The sequence below is a fragment of the Chitinophaga qingshengii genome, from assembly GCF_014529935.1.
Lineage (GTDB): Bacteria > Bacteroidota > Bacteroidia > Chitinophagales > Chitinophagaceae > Chitinophaga > Chitinophaga qingshengii.
Genome location: NZ_JACVFC010000001.1, coordinates 1,712,403 through 1,729,608 on the forward strand (window position 1 = coordinate 1,712,403; position 17,206 = coordinate 1,729,608).

Below are 17,206 nucleotides of genomic sequence, written 5' to 3' on the forward strand. Positions count from 1 at the left end.
AATTCGTTATTCGTTATTTCATTTATTAGATATTACTTTTGCGAAAAAAGCACAAATGGATTTACAACAACAAATACAGGCTGCCTGGGCTGACAGAAGCCTGTTACAGGAAACGCAATATGCGGATGCTGTGAAAGCGGTAATAGAAGCGGTAGACAAAGGCAATCTGAGAGTAGCGCAGCCAACAGATAATGGCTGGGTAGTGAATGAGTGGGTGAAACAGGCTATCCTGCTGTACTTCACCATTCAACCGATGGAAACCATGTCAGTTCCGCCTTTCGAGTTTTACGATAAGATGAAGCTGAAGACCAACTATAAAGATCTGGGTGTGCGTGTAGTTCCACATGCGATTGCCCGTTACGGCGCCTATATCTCCAAAGGTTGTATCCTGATGCCTTCCTATGTGAACATTGGTGCGTATGTAGACGAAGGTACCATGGTAGACACCTGGGCCACCGTGGGTTCCTGTGCACAGATCGGTAAACACGTGCATCTGAGCGGTGGTGTAGGTATTGGTGGTGTATTGGAGCCATTACAGGCCAGCCCGGTGATTATTGAAGATGGCTGTTTCCTGGGTTCCCGTTGCATCGTGGTAGAAGGCGTGCATGTAGAAAAAGAAGCCGTACTGGGTGCTAACGTAGTGCTGACACAGTCCACCAAAATCATTGATGTGAGCGGTTCCGCACCGGTTGAATACAAAGGCCGTGTACCAGCCCGCAGCGTGGTGATTCCGGGCACTTATACCAAGAAGTTCCCTGCCGGTGAATACCAGGTATCCTGCGCCCTGATTATCGGTCAGCGTAAAGCTTCCACCGATCTGAAGACGAGCTTAAACGATACCCTGCGTGAGTTTAACGTAGCCGTGTAATATATTAAGAAGCAATAGGGCAGCGGATTTCGCTGTTTTATTGCTTCTTTTTTTAAATAAATTTGGCAGATATTAAAAAAAACCTACCTTTGCAATCCCTTTAACGAGGGACACAGCCCTGCCCAGATGGCGAAATTGGTAGACGCACTGTGTTCAGGTCGCAGCGCCCGCAAGGGTGTGCTGGTTCGAATCCAGTTCTGGGCACAAAAAGGACAAACTTCGGTTTGTCCTTTTTTGTTTTTATGCTGGGTGCAAATAGCATGGATTGTTTGTTTTAGTGTGTAATACGAGAACAACCTCTCCTGCTGGTACCAGTACCTTTTAGAGTGTGCATCCAATACAAATTAAAGCTGAAAATGAATAATGCCGGAGCTAGTTGAATACTTTTGTATATTTGTTTAAACAGGAAAGACGGGGGAACCATCCCCGCCTGTTAAATCCTGTATAAAGAAAGGGGCTTGCGTTTTTCGAATCAAGCAATGAGTTGGTTTTACTTGCAAGAACTCTAATGTGGTCAGTAGCATATATTGACTACACCTCCAATCTTCAGTTCAAAAAATCAGAAGACTATATAAATCAGTCTTCTGATTTTTTTAATCTCCAAATACTTTTTCCATTGTCATCTTTTTCATTTTCTACTTTGCCACTGCCTTTCAATCTGGTAAGTGCATTTGAAACGTTGCTTCTGGCCAGATTACTATCTTTTCCTGTATCACTGGCATAACTTTCAATAAGGCTACTCACCTTCACATTTCCATATTTACGAAGATAATTGAGTACAAAATCAGAGATGTCATGTTTACCTTTTGACATCGTAATCTTAGGGACGATATCAAGTGGCTTTCCATATTTGTCCATGTTAGCCAATATGAACTCTTTAAATCGAACCTTCTCAGTCCTCTCATTTTCAAGACGTTTAATAGACAAAGCCAATTCCTTCAACTCCTGGTCTATCTCCAAGATTTCAGCATCTACTTTTGAAAGATCTATTTGTACTATTTTTTTATCCATCTTTTCTTACTTACCATTCAAAATTAAATTTTTTTCCACAAATCCACTAGGTGACATTGAAATATAAAAAACTTTCATTCAGCATTTATTTTTGATAAAAAAATATCAAAAAACAGCAATTTAATATCAAAAAAACAAAAAAATTATGCTATAACGATCAAAAAAAATTCAATTCATGGGGCTTTAGTTAACCAAAATGAAAATTGGTTTGCCCTGCTTACTAGTGGTGCCTAATACTTTTCAATTTTAATATAATAAGCATTATTTCAACAATTTACAGGTATAAACTAGGAGAATATTCCCCGGAAAAAATGTTAATCATTTGTAAATATCGGATTCATTGCTAGATATCTGTTAACTATACAACACATATTTTATTATCAATTATTTAATATTAATTGAAAAACAAATATTTATTATCAAATAAAATATTTTCAGTCTATTACTAGAATCGTTATCTCTTTTTCAAAGAAGCTATATTTCTATAGTTCTCCAAGTCGAAAAAACGAAAAACTAGATAAGTTCCGATTGAAAACCAGACGTTTATTGATACCGCAGATTTTTCGGAAGCGGTTGAAAAATGGCAGCATGAAATCATCAAAGGAAGCACGACATTATTGCACTTTCCCGCATACGGATTTACCTCCAATCGCGCTTCCAAAAACAACTGAATTGTAAAATGTCCGCTGTCGGCTATGAGAATGTTTTTTGGAAATATCCGCGACAAAATTCAGGCCCGGGTATCGCTGTTCATGGGAGCGATTCATACAAAAGGCTCCTGAAAAGGAGCCTTATACATTCATACTGCGAACCGGCAGTTAACCGGTATACTCTTTCACCGGCGGATCAGGCTCCGTGCTTGCATACACCTGCCGCCGGAAAACAGGGTTTGCATCATTTTACCTATCCATTTATTATTACCTATTTTTTCTAAAGATGGGTGGCAGGCCAGGAATGCCATAACGTGGTGTAATGGTCGCCACCCTGTTTACTTCACAGGGTGGTTTCCATTACATTAAACATAAACAACAAAAAGGGTTGAACTGTATCGGTGGAGAACGGGTCTCTCACGGGCGGACGAAAGGCCTGTTTTTCCTTCATTTCGATTTTAGCGATTTAGATCAGGTGGAAATAAAGGGCAGCACCTGCTAGCAAGGCACTGCCTTTACCTCTTGTTTGCCATATCCATATCCATTTATAATTTGTTTCTACATACACTATTGTGGCATCCGGGCCCTGATGATATTTCCTTCGCGGAAAAAGTCCACGGCCCCGGTGGATGAAAGTATTGACAATGCTTCCTCCAGCGTTACAGCGCGGTTGATGGTAGCGCTGAACTGTAGCCTGGATACGCTATCCTCCGCTTCAAATTGTACATCATACCATCTCGACAGCAACCGGAAGATGTCATCCAATGTTTCATTATCAAAATCGAAGTATCCGTTTTTCCATGCTACTACGTGTTCAATATCTGCCTCCGCAACCCGGACGACCGCTTCTGATACCGGTTGATGGTTGACCCTTGCCTGTTGGCCCGGATGCAGCGTTACCGCCGCCTGGTAATTGTTCACTATTCTTATTTTGCCAGACACCAGGGTGGTGGCAGTAAATGATTCTTCATTATACGCATGAACATTAAATGCGGTCCCCAATACCTGCACCGTCTCATGTGGAGTGGATACCAGGAAAGGCCTTTTTTCCGGTTCTACTTCCATATATACTTCCCCGGTGACTTCAATCTGCCGCTTGTTTCCGAAGAACCTGACAGGATACCTGACAGTTGAGCCGGCATTGATCCATACACGCGTGCCGTCGGGCAGTACCAATTTAAGCTGGCCTCCGGCAGCTGTTCGTAGCGTATTATAGATGGGCCTTCCTAAGGCCGGATGACCGGCAGTATACCTCAGTTCAGCTCCCTGTTGTACAATCCTGGCTCCTCCTTCATTGATGACCAGGTTGCCGCTGTTACCCAGGGGCACCTGCGACTCATCCCCTAATACCAGCACCACTTTACCGGCCCGCTGTTGCAGGGAAACCAAGCGATGTTCCTCTCTCCACAAGCGCATGCTCCCGGCTGCTCCTATTAACACCAGCACCGCTGCAGCGGCCGTCCAGCGCCAGATTTTCAACCTTCTTACTTTTTTTCGACGTGCACTGATCCCCCCGATAATTTGCTCACGCATCGTTATATCTTCCGCTGCTGTCAGCGGTTGTTGCCAGATCCGGGCAACTATTTGCTCTTGTTCCGGTATATAGGCGCCCCTGGCGATCATACTGAACAGTACCCCTTTCTCCCTGGCTGTGATAGTATCAGCGAGATATTTGTCTGTCAGTTGCAGGAACTGTTCAGCTGAATGATACATAGTTATTTAATTGTAGGGTTTCATACTATAAAGACTCCGGAAAAAGCCAACAGGTGCAGTGCGTGAAAAAAAAATTTTCACGCACTGACTGAAAAAATAAGGTTCCTTTTCAGGGAACCTTATTATCTATCCATAATATATAATTACGAAACAATCAATTTATTATCTATCCCTGTAAGATACACTCACTATTTTACCAATATCGCCGGAGAACGACTGGTATAATTGTAAAGGAGCATTAGCGTCCGGCACATGATAGATATCCAACATACCTGAGCTGGAGGGGGCATCCGGCTCATAGGTACAGACGATCAGTTTTTTAGCAAGTTCCTGGTATCGGCTGGCATTGGCAGTACCATCATAGGTAAAAATGAACTGCTGGAACTTTATCAGCGAAATAGCCCTTGTGCCGTAATCCTTCATGAGTATACTACGGTTGTTGACAGGATCATATTCATAGAGTTTTCCGCCTGCACTATAGAACAGGTACCCGAGATCGGAACTTACGGCGAACTGGGTAGCTCCGGAGATATCGTCCCCGGTTATTTCGCTGTAGTAGTGCTGGGTACCAATGAGGGTAAACCGGGCAAGGTACCTTTTGTTATTCAGCCTGTCCTGTAATACGGCAAATACTTCTCCGCCGTTAAAGGGTACATGTTTCAGGTACAGCAGATCTTTACCCGTGTTAAAATCGAAGAGGGTGCTATTCGTATAGGGGATACAGGTAGTACCATTCCCCGGATACCGGTAAAAAGTCCCCTTATCTGTATCAAATAATACGCAGGTACTCAAAGCTGAAATTGACTGCTTGAAAGTAGCCCAACCGGAAGCAGAAAATCTTTTACCATCCGCTGTATTGTTGACCGGACCGACATACGAGTTCCTTAGAATGGCATAGACATTTTTATTGAGTGTTAATAGCCCATCTTTCGTGAGGAGGGTGCTGAACCGGGCGCCACTCCAGTCAGTTACTGCAGCCGGTACGTATTTTTTCATGTCATTGGCCGGACTGTATTCCAGCGTGTCCTGTCCCAGGTATACAAATTGTTTGCTGGTAGCTACAAAGGTGACATATATATCCTGTCCGGGGCGAGGGAAGTCTGAAATGGCGGTTTCCACAAATACAGGCGCACCTACAGGCGTGTAAGCAGTTCCAACTGTTTTCAGAATGTCAGGATAAACCGTATCCCTGTTGCCCAAATGAGACACCATGCTTAACCGGCTGTCGCCATTCCCTACATCAGACAACAATAACCAGCCTTCAAAACTGGGTGTAGTCATGGTTACATAAAAATAAGCATCCGTGAATACCCCGGTTCGTTTATCCGTTACACGGTAGTACATATAGTAAGTACCGAAACGGCGTAACCGGATAGCGGCATCCAGGTTCCTGGTAGTAGCAATAGTATCGGGTATCCATGAATAGCCCAGCACGTGATCGGCGACCCACAGGTAGGAATAGTTAGTAGTATCTTCCTGTTGCTCTTGGGTAAAAGACAGTAGTGGATTAACTTTCAGCCTGTCACCATAACTTACTGTGTAACTGCTGTCTATACCGGTAATAATAATCCTGTTAATGGACTCATACTGGTAATTGCCTTTGTCCTTCATACAGGCAACCTGCAGGAAAGTGGCCATGAGCCATAAATGTATATAGTGCCGTTTACGCATGTTGTCGGTTTCTGATAATGAAAAACATTATTGGATAATGGTAACCCTGAGTCGGGTGACCGAACGGGGATCATTACCAACGGGAGACGTATTCACCGGCAAATTCGCCGCGAAATGCTCATTGGATCCTAACTTGAGTATCAGCGTGACGGTTTTACCCTTCAAATCGGGGGATCGCTTAATGCGAAGGTGCCGCGTAGTTTGTATACTATCTGCCGGAATATAAAAACTATCTGCCGGAGGCAGCACATAATCCCGGTTCACCACAGCGGTGCTGCTATCTGATATCAACAGCTTAAATGGCCTATCGACAGAGGCCATTTGTCCTACTATGGCAAAACGAAGAGGCAGGGAGGTATCCTGTTGTACCCTGCTTTTCGTAAAGTCAATAATACTGGTATCTGACTGAAAGGCCCAATATCCCGGTATATACATGTAGATGCTGTTACCGCCTTCATAACCCATTAGCCCTTCCTTTTTGCAGGCAACGAAACACCAGAGGAGACATATCAACACACTGATCTTTTTCATACATGTTATTTTAGCGGAATGAGGTTTCGGATAACGGTAACGGTACTACGTACTGTGCGCTGGTCATGCGGGTAGTACCACCACCGAAGCCATTGATGACAACGGATTGATTAATCCGTTTGTAGTAGTAGAACAATTGTCCTTCTCCCCAAAACTCCTTCTGGTACTCCTTTGTCAGTTGGGCTTGCCGGTCCCCGTTTATTGTCAGCTTAGACAGGCCCCGGTTAGCGCGTACCGTGTTAAGCAACTCAGCAGCGCTATTATCGTCGGCAGCACCTTCAGCAGCGATGTAATACATTTCCGACATTCTTATTTCCGGTTGCAAATGCCGGAAAAGTTGACCAGGATCCGATACATCTTCATATTTATAAAAGGTTTTATCGAGCCTGTTGGAAGTTGGATCTATTATAAACCAGGACCGGTAGCGGTAATCATTCAGATCACGTTCATAGATATCATCCAGACGGCCGGAGGCCGGGATGAGTATCTGCCACTCCGGTTTAGATGCCAGGAACCAGGCTTGCCGGACGGTGTACAGGTTGATATTCTCTAGGCCGAACAGCACTTCAGACGAAAATACTTTGTCGGGATTGGCTATGCCCGGCGCAGTTGAAGCACCGGGACTCCAGGGAAACCAGGTGCCTGCGTCCGTGATCACAGCAGTAGCCACATCCCTGGCGGCTATGATATTCCCCTGGTATAATAATACCCTCGCATTCAAGGCACGTGCAGCAAAATAATTCATACGGCGGTTACGTAAACTGAAGAATACATCCTCACCCGAAGCGGCTATACGTACTCCCTGCGTACGAACGGGGTCTTTCTCCAATAAAGTAACAGCATGCGCAACATCCGCCAGTATATTAGACATCACTTTATTGGCTGGCAGGAAAGGTTGTACCTCCCATTTCGGTGCAGTAGGATAAGGAATAGCTGTTTTCGCTGAGTCAGTTTTGTATACCGGTCCAAAAAGGCGCAGCAGGTCGAAGGTAATAAACCCGCGGAGACCATAGGCTTCTCCCAGCATCAGCAGTCTTTCCTCCTGCGGGACCTTACTACTGTCCGATTCCAGTTGACTGATAAAAGTGTTCAGATTCAGTATGGCAGTATAACTACTATCCCACAACGTAGTGATATACTTTTTTGCATCCGCATCATGGTAGTTATAATGGGCAATCTGTCGAAACGGGTGATTATATACTTGTGTGATGTTATAATACTGCGCCAATACGTCCAGTGTAGTACAGGAATACTGGCCGCCATAAAGCGCCGGTTTAGCCAGGTTGAGGTATACACCATTCAGCGCACTACGGATGGTAGCGCGGTCACCGTAAACGGTACCTTCCAGCAGCCGGTCTTCCGGTTGTATCTCCAGGTATTTATTACAGGATACCAGGAAGGTTGTAAAGGCCAGAGCCAAAATACATATTACACGTTGCATAACTGGCGATTAAAAGAAAGCATTGAGATTAAAAGACACTGCCTTGCTGAACGGATATTCAATTCCTCTCTCTGATTGAATAGTTGACAACCGGAAAACATCATTCATAATCAATTCCAGCCGGAGCCCCTGCAATTTGCAGCGGTGCATCCAGCGATGTTTGTTGGCATACATTTCATATCCTGTGCTGATGGATTCTCCCGAGAGATAACTTTCGTGCTGGAGAAAACGGGAAGATATGGGTGTATTATCTGTAATACTGATTCCTTTAAATGCTGCCTGGTCACCCGGTTGTTTCCAGCGCAGCGCCAGGGCGCGTTTATCCTGGTTATTAGCCAGATCAGCAAAAGAGATATTTTCCACTTTGGAATAGAGCGCCTGGTTCATGATCAGCTGCCGTACACTGTAACGGAGATTGATTCCCAGCCGGAAACCTTTATAGGTAAAGTTAGAGCTGACAACACCCTGTACCAGCGGTCTGCCATCGCCTACCGGTGAGATGTCTGCAGGGTCGTAAATAAAGGTATGGGTACCATCTTTTTTCAGGAACAATTCCTGGCCGGAGACCGGATCGATGCCCAACGAGCGGACCGCCCACAGCTCATCAGGGCCATAGCCATCCAGGTAACGTTGCAGTGAATTGTACTGCAAAGCGGAATCGTTCAGGTTTTTGAGCAGGTTGGAGAATCCGCCGTACCGGCTCTTATAGAAAGCCCCCATCACCCCGAGGGTCCACTGGATATTTTTCTCCTGTTTGTAGACCGGTGAAAAATGAATGTTCGCTTCTACTCCCCTGCTAAGGAGAGAGCCCACGTTGAAAGCGTAAGTCGCCACTCCAACGGATGCCGGTTTGGTACCTACTACCACCAGTGGATTCGTATATTTTTCGTAGACATCGATCGTCGCCATCAGGCGGTTATTCCACAAACCTGCATCCAGACCAATATTGGTGCTGCGGGTACGTTGCCATTGCAATAAAGGATTACCCAGTTGCTGCATATAGAGCCCTTGTCCAAATACATTGTTATCCTTTTCAAACCCGAATACAGAGGTGGATACATAGGTACCCAGCGATTGATTACCGGTCATACCGATATTGGCGCGTATACGCAGATTATTTAACCAGGTCAGCTTTTGCACTTCCAGTTCATTGCTGACGTTCCATCCGGCGCCTATTGACCAGAAAGGAGCGTATTTTTTTTCGGAACCGAAGACGGTGGAGCCATCCAGCCGGTAGGTAGCATCAATATAATAACGGCTTTTATAAGCGTAGTTAATACTGGCCAATGCGTTGACACGCCGCGCTTTTGTTTTCTGAAAAACCGGTTTGGAGGAAAAGGGATAGCTACCGGCGTTAGCGGGATTGGGGCGTACGCCGGAGGGGAAACCCACGGCAGAAAAGCCGGTCACCGTTTGGCCTTGCTCCTGTATTTCCGAGCGCAGATTACCATTGATGCTGTGTACCTCATTCAGTACCTTCCGGTAGGTGAGCATGAGATTGCCCTGATAAGAGAAAGCATCCGTGCGGGTTTCGGTGTATTGTCCTTTCTGGTTGGCGGCCATTCCCTCAAACTGTGTATTATCGGAGGGGACAAAGACAACTGATTTACCACTGTTTTTAGCTAGTTGAAAGCCTCCGGAGATCCGCCATGATGGTGCAACATCGTAAATCAGGTTCAACAGGTCCTGCAGCAACAGGCTAGTAGTGTTGTTTTCGCCTCCCAGCCGGGTATTATACAAAGGATTAGCTACACGAAGGGTATCAAAGTCGTTGTTGTCGGTCACTACTCTGAAAACTTCCAGGTACCGGTCAGTATTCAGACTGCCGTCCGCTTTCTTTTTGCGGTAGTAGGGGCTGAGTTTTACATAATCACTGAAAGCGCCATAAGGAGATTCGTTGGCATCAGCACCGTTGATATAAAGTGAATTAGCCACTTTTATCTTTCCTCTTTGGTAGTTCAGGTCTATCATAGCGCCGGCTGTTTTCCGGTCGGAGCCTTTCATCACGCCATTCAATCCCCGGTAATTCAGACCGATGTTATACTGAAATTCATTGTTGCCGCCGCCGGCATTTACCGAGTGGGCCTGTGTAAAACTGTTGCGGAGCGGAGCAGTAAGCCAATAACTGTTCACACCGCTGACTACTTCCGCCAGGCGTTGGTTGTAAAGGTTATCATTATTAATACTGCCGGCATAAAAGCCCGGTTCATACAACCCTGACAGACGTTGAAATTCCAGGAGTTCGGCGGCATTCATCATATTATAATCACCGAGCACCGGTGCTTCCAGCCGCATAGTAGTGCTATAGGAAATGCGTAGTTCTCCTGGTTTGGGTCTCACGGTTTCTACCACTACTACCCCATTAGCCGCCCTTGAACCGTATAACGCCGTAGAGGCAGCATCTTTCAGCAAAGTAACGGAAGCGACCCTGTTCATATCCAGATCGATGATCTGTTGCAGTGTGGTTTCCATGCCATTGAGGATAAACAGCGGTTGATTAGGATCGTTGGAGAACTGGTCTCTTACGGTATTGGAAGAAAGTCCTGTTTTTCCCCTGACTTCCACCCGGGGTATTTGGTTAGGATTGGAACCGGCTATATTATTGGGTATTATCAGAAATGAAGGGTCCAGTGTTTTCAGGCTTTCCAGTATGTTGAGTGTACCGATGCGGCGTAGTTCCTGGCCGGTGAAAGTTGCCGTGGCCCCGGAGAAGATGGTTTTGTTGCGATGAAACATCCCCGTAGTAATGGTCACATCCCCCATAGTTTTGATGGTGGTGGTTAATTGTATTATTTTATGTCCATTCCAGGGTTGTATTTCCCGGGGGAGATGACCAACAAAGGAGACCAAAATGACTGTGCTTTCATGGGGAACCGTCAGCGTAAAATTGCCGGAGCCATCGGAGGTAGCGCCTATACGCGTTCCTTTCACCGCGATGGTGGCGCCGGGCAGCGGTTCCCCGTTTTCATTGGTTACCTGTCCCTGCAACAGCGAACCAGCCGGCGATGCAGGCAGCGGACTTTCTTCTTTTAATTGCCGGATGATAATCGTTTTATCCGGGCGGATTTCATAGGTCAGCATAACCGGCCGCAGGTATTTGTCGAGGATTGTATTGATGGAGGCGTCCTTTACCGATACGTCGATGCGTTTATTTTGCGGCAGCATGTTGTTATTATACACAAAGCGATAGCCAGTTTGTTTCCGGATCTGTTTAAACAGGTGGGGAAACGTCATATCCTTCCCGGACAACGTGATCTGAGCATAACAAACGGAAGCCACCAGGCAACCTGCCATTAACAGTAGGCAATAAATTCTCATCATCAATAAAACTGCTATGCGCGGTATGTGATTTAATGTTTCACTTCTCTGGCCCTGATGATATTTCCTTCCCTGGAAAAGTTCACCGCTCCGGTAGCCGCCAATTCTGACAATACTTTGTCCAGTGAAGCAGAGCGGGCAATGACCGCACTGAATTGCAGATCTGCCACTTTGCCTTCCGCTTCAAATTGCACATTGTACCATCTTGATAACAACCGGAAAATGGCTGACAATCTTTCGTTTTCAAAGTTAAAATACCCGTTTTTCCAGGCTATTACCTGTTCTATATCGGCTTCTTTTACGGGGATGTTTGTTGCAGGCTGGTGACTGACGGTTGCCTGTTGACCCGGTCGTAAGGTGACGGTCGTGTTATTACTGTTCACCACGCTGATTTTGCCGGACACCAGGGTAGTAAGCGTATATGGCTCTTCGTTATAGGCGCTGATATTAAATGCCGTACCCAACACCTGCACGGTTTCGTGGGGAGTAGACACCGAGAAGGGTCTTTTATCCGGCTGCACTTCCATGTATACTTCGCCGGTGACCTCAATCTGTCTTTCGTTACCGGAGAAAACGGCAGGATACCTGACAGTAGAACCAGCATTGATCCATAGGTGGGTGCCATCCGGCAGGATGAGTTTAAATTGTCCGCCGACGGCCGTCCGCAGGGTGTTGTAGGTAAGCGTGCCGGAGGCGGGGCTGGCGGCTGTATACGTGAGCTGAGCGCCTTGTTGCACCACATGGGCTCCGTCCTGGCTCATCACTTTGTTGCCGTTGCTGTCCAATGGTACCTGGGACTGGTCTCCCAGGATCAGTACCGCTCCGCCCGGTTGCACGACGGCCAATGGTGCGGGGCGGTCCTTTTTTAGCAGGAGCATGGTACCCACAGCGCCCAACAACAATACTGCTGCGGCCACAGCCAGCCATCGCCGGATGTTCAGTTGTTTTACTTTTGTCCGGCGTGCAGTGATATTGTTGAAAATCTGTTCCCTTAATACGATATCTTCCCCTGCTGTCAGCGGTTGTTCCCAGATTTCAGCCACTATCTGCTCCAGTTCGGGCAAGCAGGCGCCTTCGCTGATCATACTGAACAACAGTTCCTTTTCAGGAGCAGTGATCGTATCAGCCAGGTATTTATCTGTCAGTTGACGGAACAATTCCGATGTCTCATGCATAACTATTCTATTATATGCCGCAAAAATTCTTTTTTAATCGATGACCCTGCTAAGCAGCCAGATAATGAGCAACGTATGTCCGCCTCTTTCATGAATATAGGCTTTCAGCGTGTGCAGCGCTCTGATGATGTGGCTTTTTACGGTGGCAGGGCTGATATTCATCTGCTCCGCTATCTGTGCATGGGTAAGACCCTTTTCCCGACTGAGTTTATATACCTGTAATTGTTGCGGGGGGAGCCGGGTGAGGGCCTCCTGTATCAGCAGCGATGTTTGTTTGTATTCCATCACCATTTCAGGCGTCAGCTGGTCCTCCAGCGGAAGGTCATCTGCCAGCATTACAGCTTCCGTGGCTTTCTTTTTCAACTGGCTCAGGATGGTATTCCTGGCCACGATGAACAACCATGCATCGAAGTTTTCGACCTGAGGCAGGTGAGCCCGTTTTTCCCATAAACGGATAAACACCAGTTGCACCGCTTCGCGGGCATCATCGGGATCCCTAAGCATAGACCGGGCAACCTGGTAAATACGATTCCAGTGATGATCAAAAATGGAGCGGTAGGCACGTTCATCACCTCCTGCAACGCTTACCAGCAGGGATGATTCGTCGTATGATCTCGTGATAGGCAATGTGGATAAAAGATTAAAAGACTCTATCTAAAATAATTAAAAAAGCAATCTCTTATCATATATAAATATATACAATACATGCCATACTTCGGGGATTTTGAAGCAGGAAAGTGGTCAGGTAAATAAAGAAGCCGGCACCAAGGTCCACAGGCGTCAAATATGCCCTTTAGGAAAAGTTGTAATGGCCGAAAGGCAGACTACAATAATTAACAAGAGCATCAGGACGAATTCAGTAATTGTAACGACTTGCATGGGATACTTTTTTAAGGTTAGAAAATTATTTTTCTATTTTTATACTAAACAGTTTAACTATAAATAGGTTGACTAAACGTAATTTTTTGACTTCCACGTTATTCACTCATTTTTGACCTATGGCAAATCCGAAAGCATTGTTTTCCTGGATTGTTGCATTGCAATTGCTGATAACCGCCCCGTTAGCCGGGCAGATCCAGTGGCCGGCGGGACAAGTACTCCCCTCTTTCCCGGCGCCTGCATCCATGCAGGACCTGATCCTGCTTCGGGAGCCCGCTTCCAGTGCGGATGAAATGTACCTGTTTGCCTCCTTGAAAGGGATTGTGAACCGGAAACAACCGCGTATTTTCTCTTACGAAGGAGATGCATTTGCAGAAGGGCCCTATACCTGGTTGCAATCCCTTGGCTTCAAATGGACCGAGGTGGCGGACAAGTGGAGCCTTATCAGTAAATACCGCCCTGAAATAACCGGTTTAATTGTTTATGACACTGCGCAACTGCATACGGTCAACCTGGCAACGATGCTCGCCAAAGACCGGCGTGCATTGGTCGTATCTCCCCGGCTGTTATCCCGCTTAACCGCGGCTCCTTATCATCTGTCCGTGGTACTGGACTTACGGGGACAATTCAGCAGTAAACTACAGGTATATCAAACCTTATATAACACCTATTGGCCTCAGCTCGATCACCGGTTGCTGATTGGGTTGAATCCGAATGCCCATAAAGCCGCGTTGCGGGAATATGCCACCGCGCTGGGCGCAGCCGTAATATGGTTAGATCCCGCCGTACCGGCGGAAAGCGCGCTGCTCAACAACTTCCTCGCTTCCATGCCCGCAGGCGGTAATTTCATGGGATGGTGGCCGGAGGAAGCGCCGGGAATAGAGCGGGCTTCCCGCTATGGCATTGCCACCATTGCCAGCGACTGGTGCTCCAACCTCACGTTGCACAGCGGTACCCCACGGACTACCGGCATAAAGCCTGTTCCGCCCAAACCGGTATTACAGGCTAAACTTTACGTAGCTTTTATCCTCAGTGACGGCGATAACCTGCAGTACATCGAGCACCTGATGCGTAAACTCTGGAACAATCCGGACCGCGGCGCCGTTCCGATGGGATGGACCTTATCTCCCGCTATGGTAGATGCTATGCCGGGAGCGCTCCACTATTATTGGCAGACAGCCACTGATAATGACAACCTGATATCCGGTCCTTCCGGTTACGGCTATACGTATCCTAACAGCTGGCCCGATCAATCGCTGCTGGATGCCTTCGTCGCCAGAACGGAAGCCTACAATCAACGCGCAGGATTCCGGGTAGTTACCATCTGGAATACCATCACCGGAGGGATCAGTCAAAATACCGGTCAGACTTATGCCCGTAAAGCCCCCTCATTGCTGGGGATGACAGCCCAGAACACCGGCGGCGGGCTGACGGTTTACGACAACAGCCTGCCCGGCATGGCGCTTTCCTGTAACTACTGCACTAATGAACAGGCCATGAAAGATCATATTGCCGCAGCTTCCCGGGATTGGGACGGGCATACACCACGTTTTATTATCGTACAGGCGCAGCCGTGGCAGGGTGTTACCCCGACCAGTTTTAAAAATGTGGCACTCTCCCTGAGTACGGATTATGCAGTTGTACGGCCGGACCATATTTTTCAGTTGATACGGGAAGCGAATGGACTTCCGGTAACACCTTCAAAGAAATAGGCATTATCATCTATCTTAAAAAATGTAACTTGCCGCCCTAAACCCGTATCCCTAAAAATATGCATGATGCTAACCCGATGCCACAACGTAAGATCGATTTCCGGTTCATCCTGATATGTACCCTGATTAGTTTTTCGTACGCCTTTCTGATGGATTATGCCTTCTCGTTTTTGCAGCAGGATATCGGCGGATTCAAACCCAAAAGCGTTGCAGAAGCTATTTTTATGGCGGTAATACTGGCGCCACCCATAGAGACCTTCATTTGTCAGGCGCTCCCTTATGCCATTATTGGCATTTTCAGAGAGAGGCTACAGCATTGGTTTAAACACACCTATATCATTTTATCGGCGCTGTTCTTCGCTTTCGGTCATACCTACTCCAATGGTTATGTGCTGACCATGTATGTTCCCGGTATCGTGCTGGCGTATAGTTACGTTCATTCCAAAGAACAGTACCGGCCTGCCTTTACTACCACTATGCTCATTCACCTTTTATACAACGGACTGGCCCTGTTATGGAACTATTGTATAGCGGGCGCTTATTAAGCTGAATATATTTTATTATCTTTAACCGGATATACAATCTATACTATGGGACATCGCTTCGCCTCCAACACACCTCCGCCGGTAGCCTAAGGCTGAATAACCGGATTTCATACCACCTTCTGCCTGAAGGCAGGATCGCATTCGTATACACTTTATTGTTTGTATTCAAGGTTGTTTAGCCGCTGCATTTGCCGGTGGTTCATCATTCATATTTATTATACAATCTTGAAATGAAAAATTTGAAATATTCTTTCATGGTCCTACTGGGAGGAATCCTGTATGGCACGATGTCTTCATTTGTTAAACTATCCTATTCAAGGGGTTATTATGCCGCAGAAATAGCCTTTTCACAGGCGCTTTTAGCGGCGCTGTTGCTGGGTACTTGTCTGCTGATCGCCGGCAAGGGCGAAAAGCCAGACCGTAAGGGACTGCTGTCGTTGCTGCTGGTGGGTAGTAGTGCCGGGCTGACAAACTTTCTTTATTATCAGTCCGTCAGTTATATTTCAGCCTCGCTGGCGATTGTAATATTGATGCAGTTCACCTGGTTTAGTCTTTTACTCGAATGGCTTATTTTCCGGCAGCGGCCGGGCAGGCCAGCGTTGGTGACCGTAGCGTTTATACTGGTAGGTACCGTGATGGCCGGCGATTTACTGCAGCCGGGGCTTTCCTTCTCCTGGCAGGGACTGATGCTGGCATTGGCGTCGTCGTTTACCTATGCCGTGTATATTGTAGCCAACAGCAGGGTAGGTAAAGGCGTACGGTGGCAGGCTAAAAGCACGCTTATTATGACTGGTTCCGCCCTCACCATTTTCCTGATCAATGCGCCCGTCATTGTCTCTGCTAACCATTTCGGTTATACGTTTTTATCATGGGCTTTATTTCTGGCGATAGTGGGCACCACCATTCCCACAGCCCTTTTTGCCGCCGGTATTCCTAAAATCGGGGCAGGCACCAGCGCCATCCTGATGACCATAGAATTTCCCGTTGCCATTTTATGTGCCTATCTTGTATTACAGGAGGCGATCAGCCCCCTGCAGATAACAGGGATGATGATCATGCTGGCGGCTATCTCCGTCATGAATTATTACAAATCGTTAAAAAACTGATCATGTTTTATACCAGTGAAGTCAGGCATACACCACCAGCTGAATTTAAGACACCGTTGCAGGAAATGGTGTATACCCTGCTGCAGGAACAAAAGGTTTCCTTTGAACGGGTAGATACCGATGCAGCGATCACCATGGAGGATTGTATCCGGATCAATCAGCGCCTGAATATGAAAACAGTGAAGACGCTTTTTCTTTGTAACCGGCAGCAGACCCATTTTTATCTGTTCGTCACCACCGCTGAAAAACCTTTTAAGACAAAAGACCTGAGCAGTGTTTTAGGCATTGCACGGTTGTCTTTCGCCTCCGTGGAACTGCTGGACAAGCTGTTGGGCACCGCCGTCGGCGCGGCTACCATCTTCGGTGTTTTGCTGGACCCGGAAAATAAGATACAGGTAGTGATCGATAAAGAAGTGTTATCAGAAACCTGGTACGGCTGCAGTGATGGCACCACTACCAGTTATATGAAGATCAGTACAGCATGGGTGATAGATGATTTTCTGACTTATGCCGGGCATGAGCCAAAGATCATCGAAATATAAACGGATGATATCAAAAGGTTGTAAGGTAACACTTACAACCTTTG

Annotated in this window: 13 protein-coding genes and 1 tRNA gene; 6 read left to right on the forward strand and 8 right to left on the reverse strand. The window is 46.7% G+C overall.

Annotation, left to right across the window (positions count from 1 at the left end; translation table 11 throughout):
• Positions 1-55: 55 nt before the first annotated feature.
• Together ICL07_RS06395 and ICL07_RS06400 are read left to right on the forward strand one after the other, a co-directional pair.
• Positions 56-868, forward strand: coding sequence for a 2,3,4,5-tetrahydropyridine-2,6-dicarboxylate N-succinyltransferase (locus tag ICL07_RS06395; RefSeq protein ID WP_188087087.1), 813 nt, complete (start codon positions 56-58; stop codon positions 866-868).
• A 120-nt stretch (positions 869-988) separates the two neighbouring features.
• Positions 989-1,072, forward strand: a tRNA-Leu gene (locus ICL07_RS06400).
• Between the two features lie 372 nt (positions 1,073-1,444).
• On the opposite strand, the gene ICL07_RS06405 is transcribed toward ICL07_RS06400, so the two are convergent.
• From ICL07_RS06405 to ICL07_RS06440, 8 genes are all read right to left on the reverse strand, one after another.
• Positions 1,445-1,879 (reverse strand): hypothetical protein, encoded by a 435-nt coding sequence (locus ICL07_RS06405; protein ID WP_188087088.1) that lies wholly within the window; start codon positions 1,877-1,879, stop codon positions 1,445-1,447.
• A gap of 1,217 nt (positions 1,880-3,096) precedes the next feature.
• Positions 3,097-4,242, reverse strand: coding sequence for a FecR family protein (locus tag ICL07_RS06410; RefSeq protein WP_188087089.1), 1,146 nt, complete (start codon positions 4,240-4,242; stop codon positions 3,097-3,099).
• 162 nt (positions 4,243-4,404) lie between these two features.
• Positions 4,405-5,913 (reverse strand): PKD-like family lipoprotein, encoded by a 1,509-nt coding sequence (locus ICL07_RS06415; protein ID WP_188087090.1) that lies wholly within the window; start codon positions 5,911-5,913, stop codon positions 4,405-4,407.
• A 27-nt stretch (positions 5,914-5,940) separates the two neighbouring features.
• Positions 5,941-6,444: a DUF4843 domain-containing protein gene (locus ICL07_RS06420; RefSeq protein ID WP_188087091.1), complete on the reverse strand. Its 504-nt coding sequence runs from the start codon at positions 6,442-6,444 to the stop codon at positions 5,941-5,943.
• Between the two features lie 10 nt (positions 6,445-6,454).
• Entirely contained in the window at positions 6,455-7,885 is a 1,431-nt protein-coding gene (locus ICL07_RS06425; protein ID WP_188087092.1) for a RagB/SusD family nutrient uptake outer membrane protein, read from the reverse strand.
• 9 nt (positions 7,886-7,894) lie between these two features.
• A complete protein-coding gene (locus ICL07_RS06430) occupies positions 7,895-11,206 on the reverse strand; it encodes a SusC/RagA family TonB-linked outer membrane protein (RefSeq protein WP_188087093.1) in 3,312 nt (1,103 codons plus the stop codon).
• 29 nt (positions 11,207-11,235) lie between these two features.
• The gene (locus ICL07_RS06435; protein WP_188087094.1) at positions 11,236-12,378 is read right to left on the reverse strand and encodes a FecR family protein; all 1,143 of its coding nucleotides are present in this window, start codon (positions 12,376-12,378) and stop codon (positions 11,236-11,238) included.
• A 33-nt stretch (positions 12,379-12,411) separates the two neighbouring features.
• Positions 12,412-13,005 (reverse strand): RNA polymerase sigma factor, encoded by a 594-nt coding sequence (locus ICL07_RS06440; RefSeq protein WP_188087095.1) that lies wholly within the window; start codon positions 13,003-13,005, stop codon positions 12,412-12,414.
• A gap of 371 nt (positions 13,006-13,376) precedes the next feature.
• On the opposite strand from ICL07_RS06440, the gene ICL07_RS06445 reads away from it, so the two are divergent.
• The 4 genes from ICL07_RS06445 to ICL07_RS06460 all read left to right on the forward strand — a co-directional run bounded on the left by ICL07_RS06445 (position 13,377) and on the right by ICL07_RS06460 (position 17,162).
• Positions 13,377-14,969, forward strand: a complete 1,593-nt coding sequence (locus tag ICL07_RS06445; RefSeq protein ID WP_188087096.1) for a GxGYxYP domain-containing protein — start codon at positions 13,377-13,379, stop codon at positions 14,967-14,969.
• A gap of 59 nt (positions 14,970-15,028) precedes the next feature.
• The gene (locus tag ICL07_RS06450; protein ID WP_188087097.1) at positions 15,029-15,514 is read left to right on the forward strand and encodes a CPBP family intramembrane glutamic endopeptidase; all 486 of its coding nucleotides are present in this window, start codon (positions 15,029-15,031) and stop codon (positions 15,512-15,514) included.
• Between the two features lie 230 nt (positions 15,515-15,744).
• Positions 15,745-16,620 carry an EamA family transporter gene (locus tag ICL07_RS06455; RefSeq protein ID WP_188087098.1) on the forward strand — a complete coding sequence of 292 codons (876 nt, stop codon included), beginning with the start codon at positions 15,745-15,747 and terminating at the stop codon, positions 16,618-16,620.
• Between the two features lie 2 nt (positions 16,621-16,622).
• A complete protein-coding gene (locus tag ICL07_RS06460; RefSeq protein ID WP_188087099.1) occupies positions 16,623-17,162 on the forward strand; it encodes a prolyl-tRNA synthetase associated domain-containing protein in 540 nt (179 codons plus the stop codon).
• The last annotated feature ends 44 nt before the right edge of the window (positions 17,163-17,206 follow it).

What these genes read in the sequence shown, in the direction of transcription:
- ICL07_RS06395 (WP_188087087.1), top strand. Translation starts at nt 56, where the DNA reads ATGGATTTACAACAACAAATACAGGCTGCCTGGGCTGACAGAAGCCTG.
- ICL07_RS06405 (WP_188087088.1), bottom strand. Translation starts at nt 1,879, where the DNA reads ATGGATAAAAAAATAGTACAAATAGATCTTTCAAAAGTAGATGCTGAA.
- ICL07_RS06410 (WP_188087089.1), bottom strand. Translation starts at nt 4,242, where the DNA reads ATGTATCATTCAGCTGAACAGTTCCTGCAACTGACAGACAAATATCTC.
- ICL07_RS06415 (WP_188087090.1), bottom strand. Translation starts at nt 5,913, where the DNA reads ATGCGTAAACGGCACTATATACATTTATGGCTCATGGCCACTTTCCTG.
- ICL07_RS06420 (WP_188087091.1), bottom strand. Translation starts at nt 6,444, where the DNA reads ATGAAAAAGATCAGTGTGTTGATATGTCTCCTCTGGTGTTTCGTTGCC.
- ICL07_RS06425 (WP_188087092.1), bottom strand. Translation starts at nt 7,885, where the DNA reads ATGCAACGTGTAATATGTATTTTGGCTCTGGCCTTTACAACCTTCCTG.
- ICL07_RS06430 (WP_188087093.1), bottom strand. Translation starts at nt 11,206, where the DNA reads ATGATGAGAATTTATTGCCTACTGTTAATGGCAGGTTGCCTGGTGGCT.
- ICL07_RS06435 (WP_188087094.1), bottom strand. Translation starts at nt 12,378, where the DNA reads ATGCATGAGACATCGGAATTGTTCCGTCAACTGACAGATAAATACCTG.
- ICL07_RS06445 (WP_188087096.1), top strand. Translation starts at nt 13,377, where the DNA reads ATGGCAAATCCGAAAGCATTGTTTTCCTGGATTGTTGCATTGCAATTG.
- ICL07_RS06450 (WP_188087097.1), top strand. Translation starts at nt 15,029, where the DNA reads ATGCATGATGCTAACCCGATGCCACAACGTAAGATCGATTTCCGGTTC.
- ICL07_RS06455 (WP_188087098.1), top strand. Translation starts at nt 15,745, where the DNA reads ATGAAAAATTTGAAATATTCTTTCATGGTCCTACTGGGAGGAATCCTG.
- ICL07_RS06460 (WP_188087099.1), top strand. Translation starts at nt 16,623, where the DNA reads ATGTTTTATACCAGTGAAGTCAGGCATACACCACCAGCTGAATTTAAG.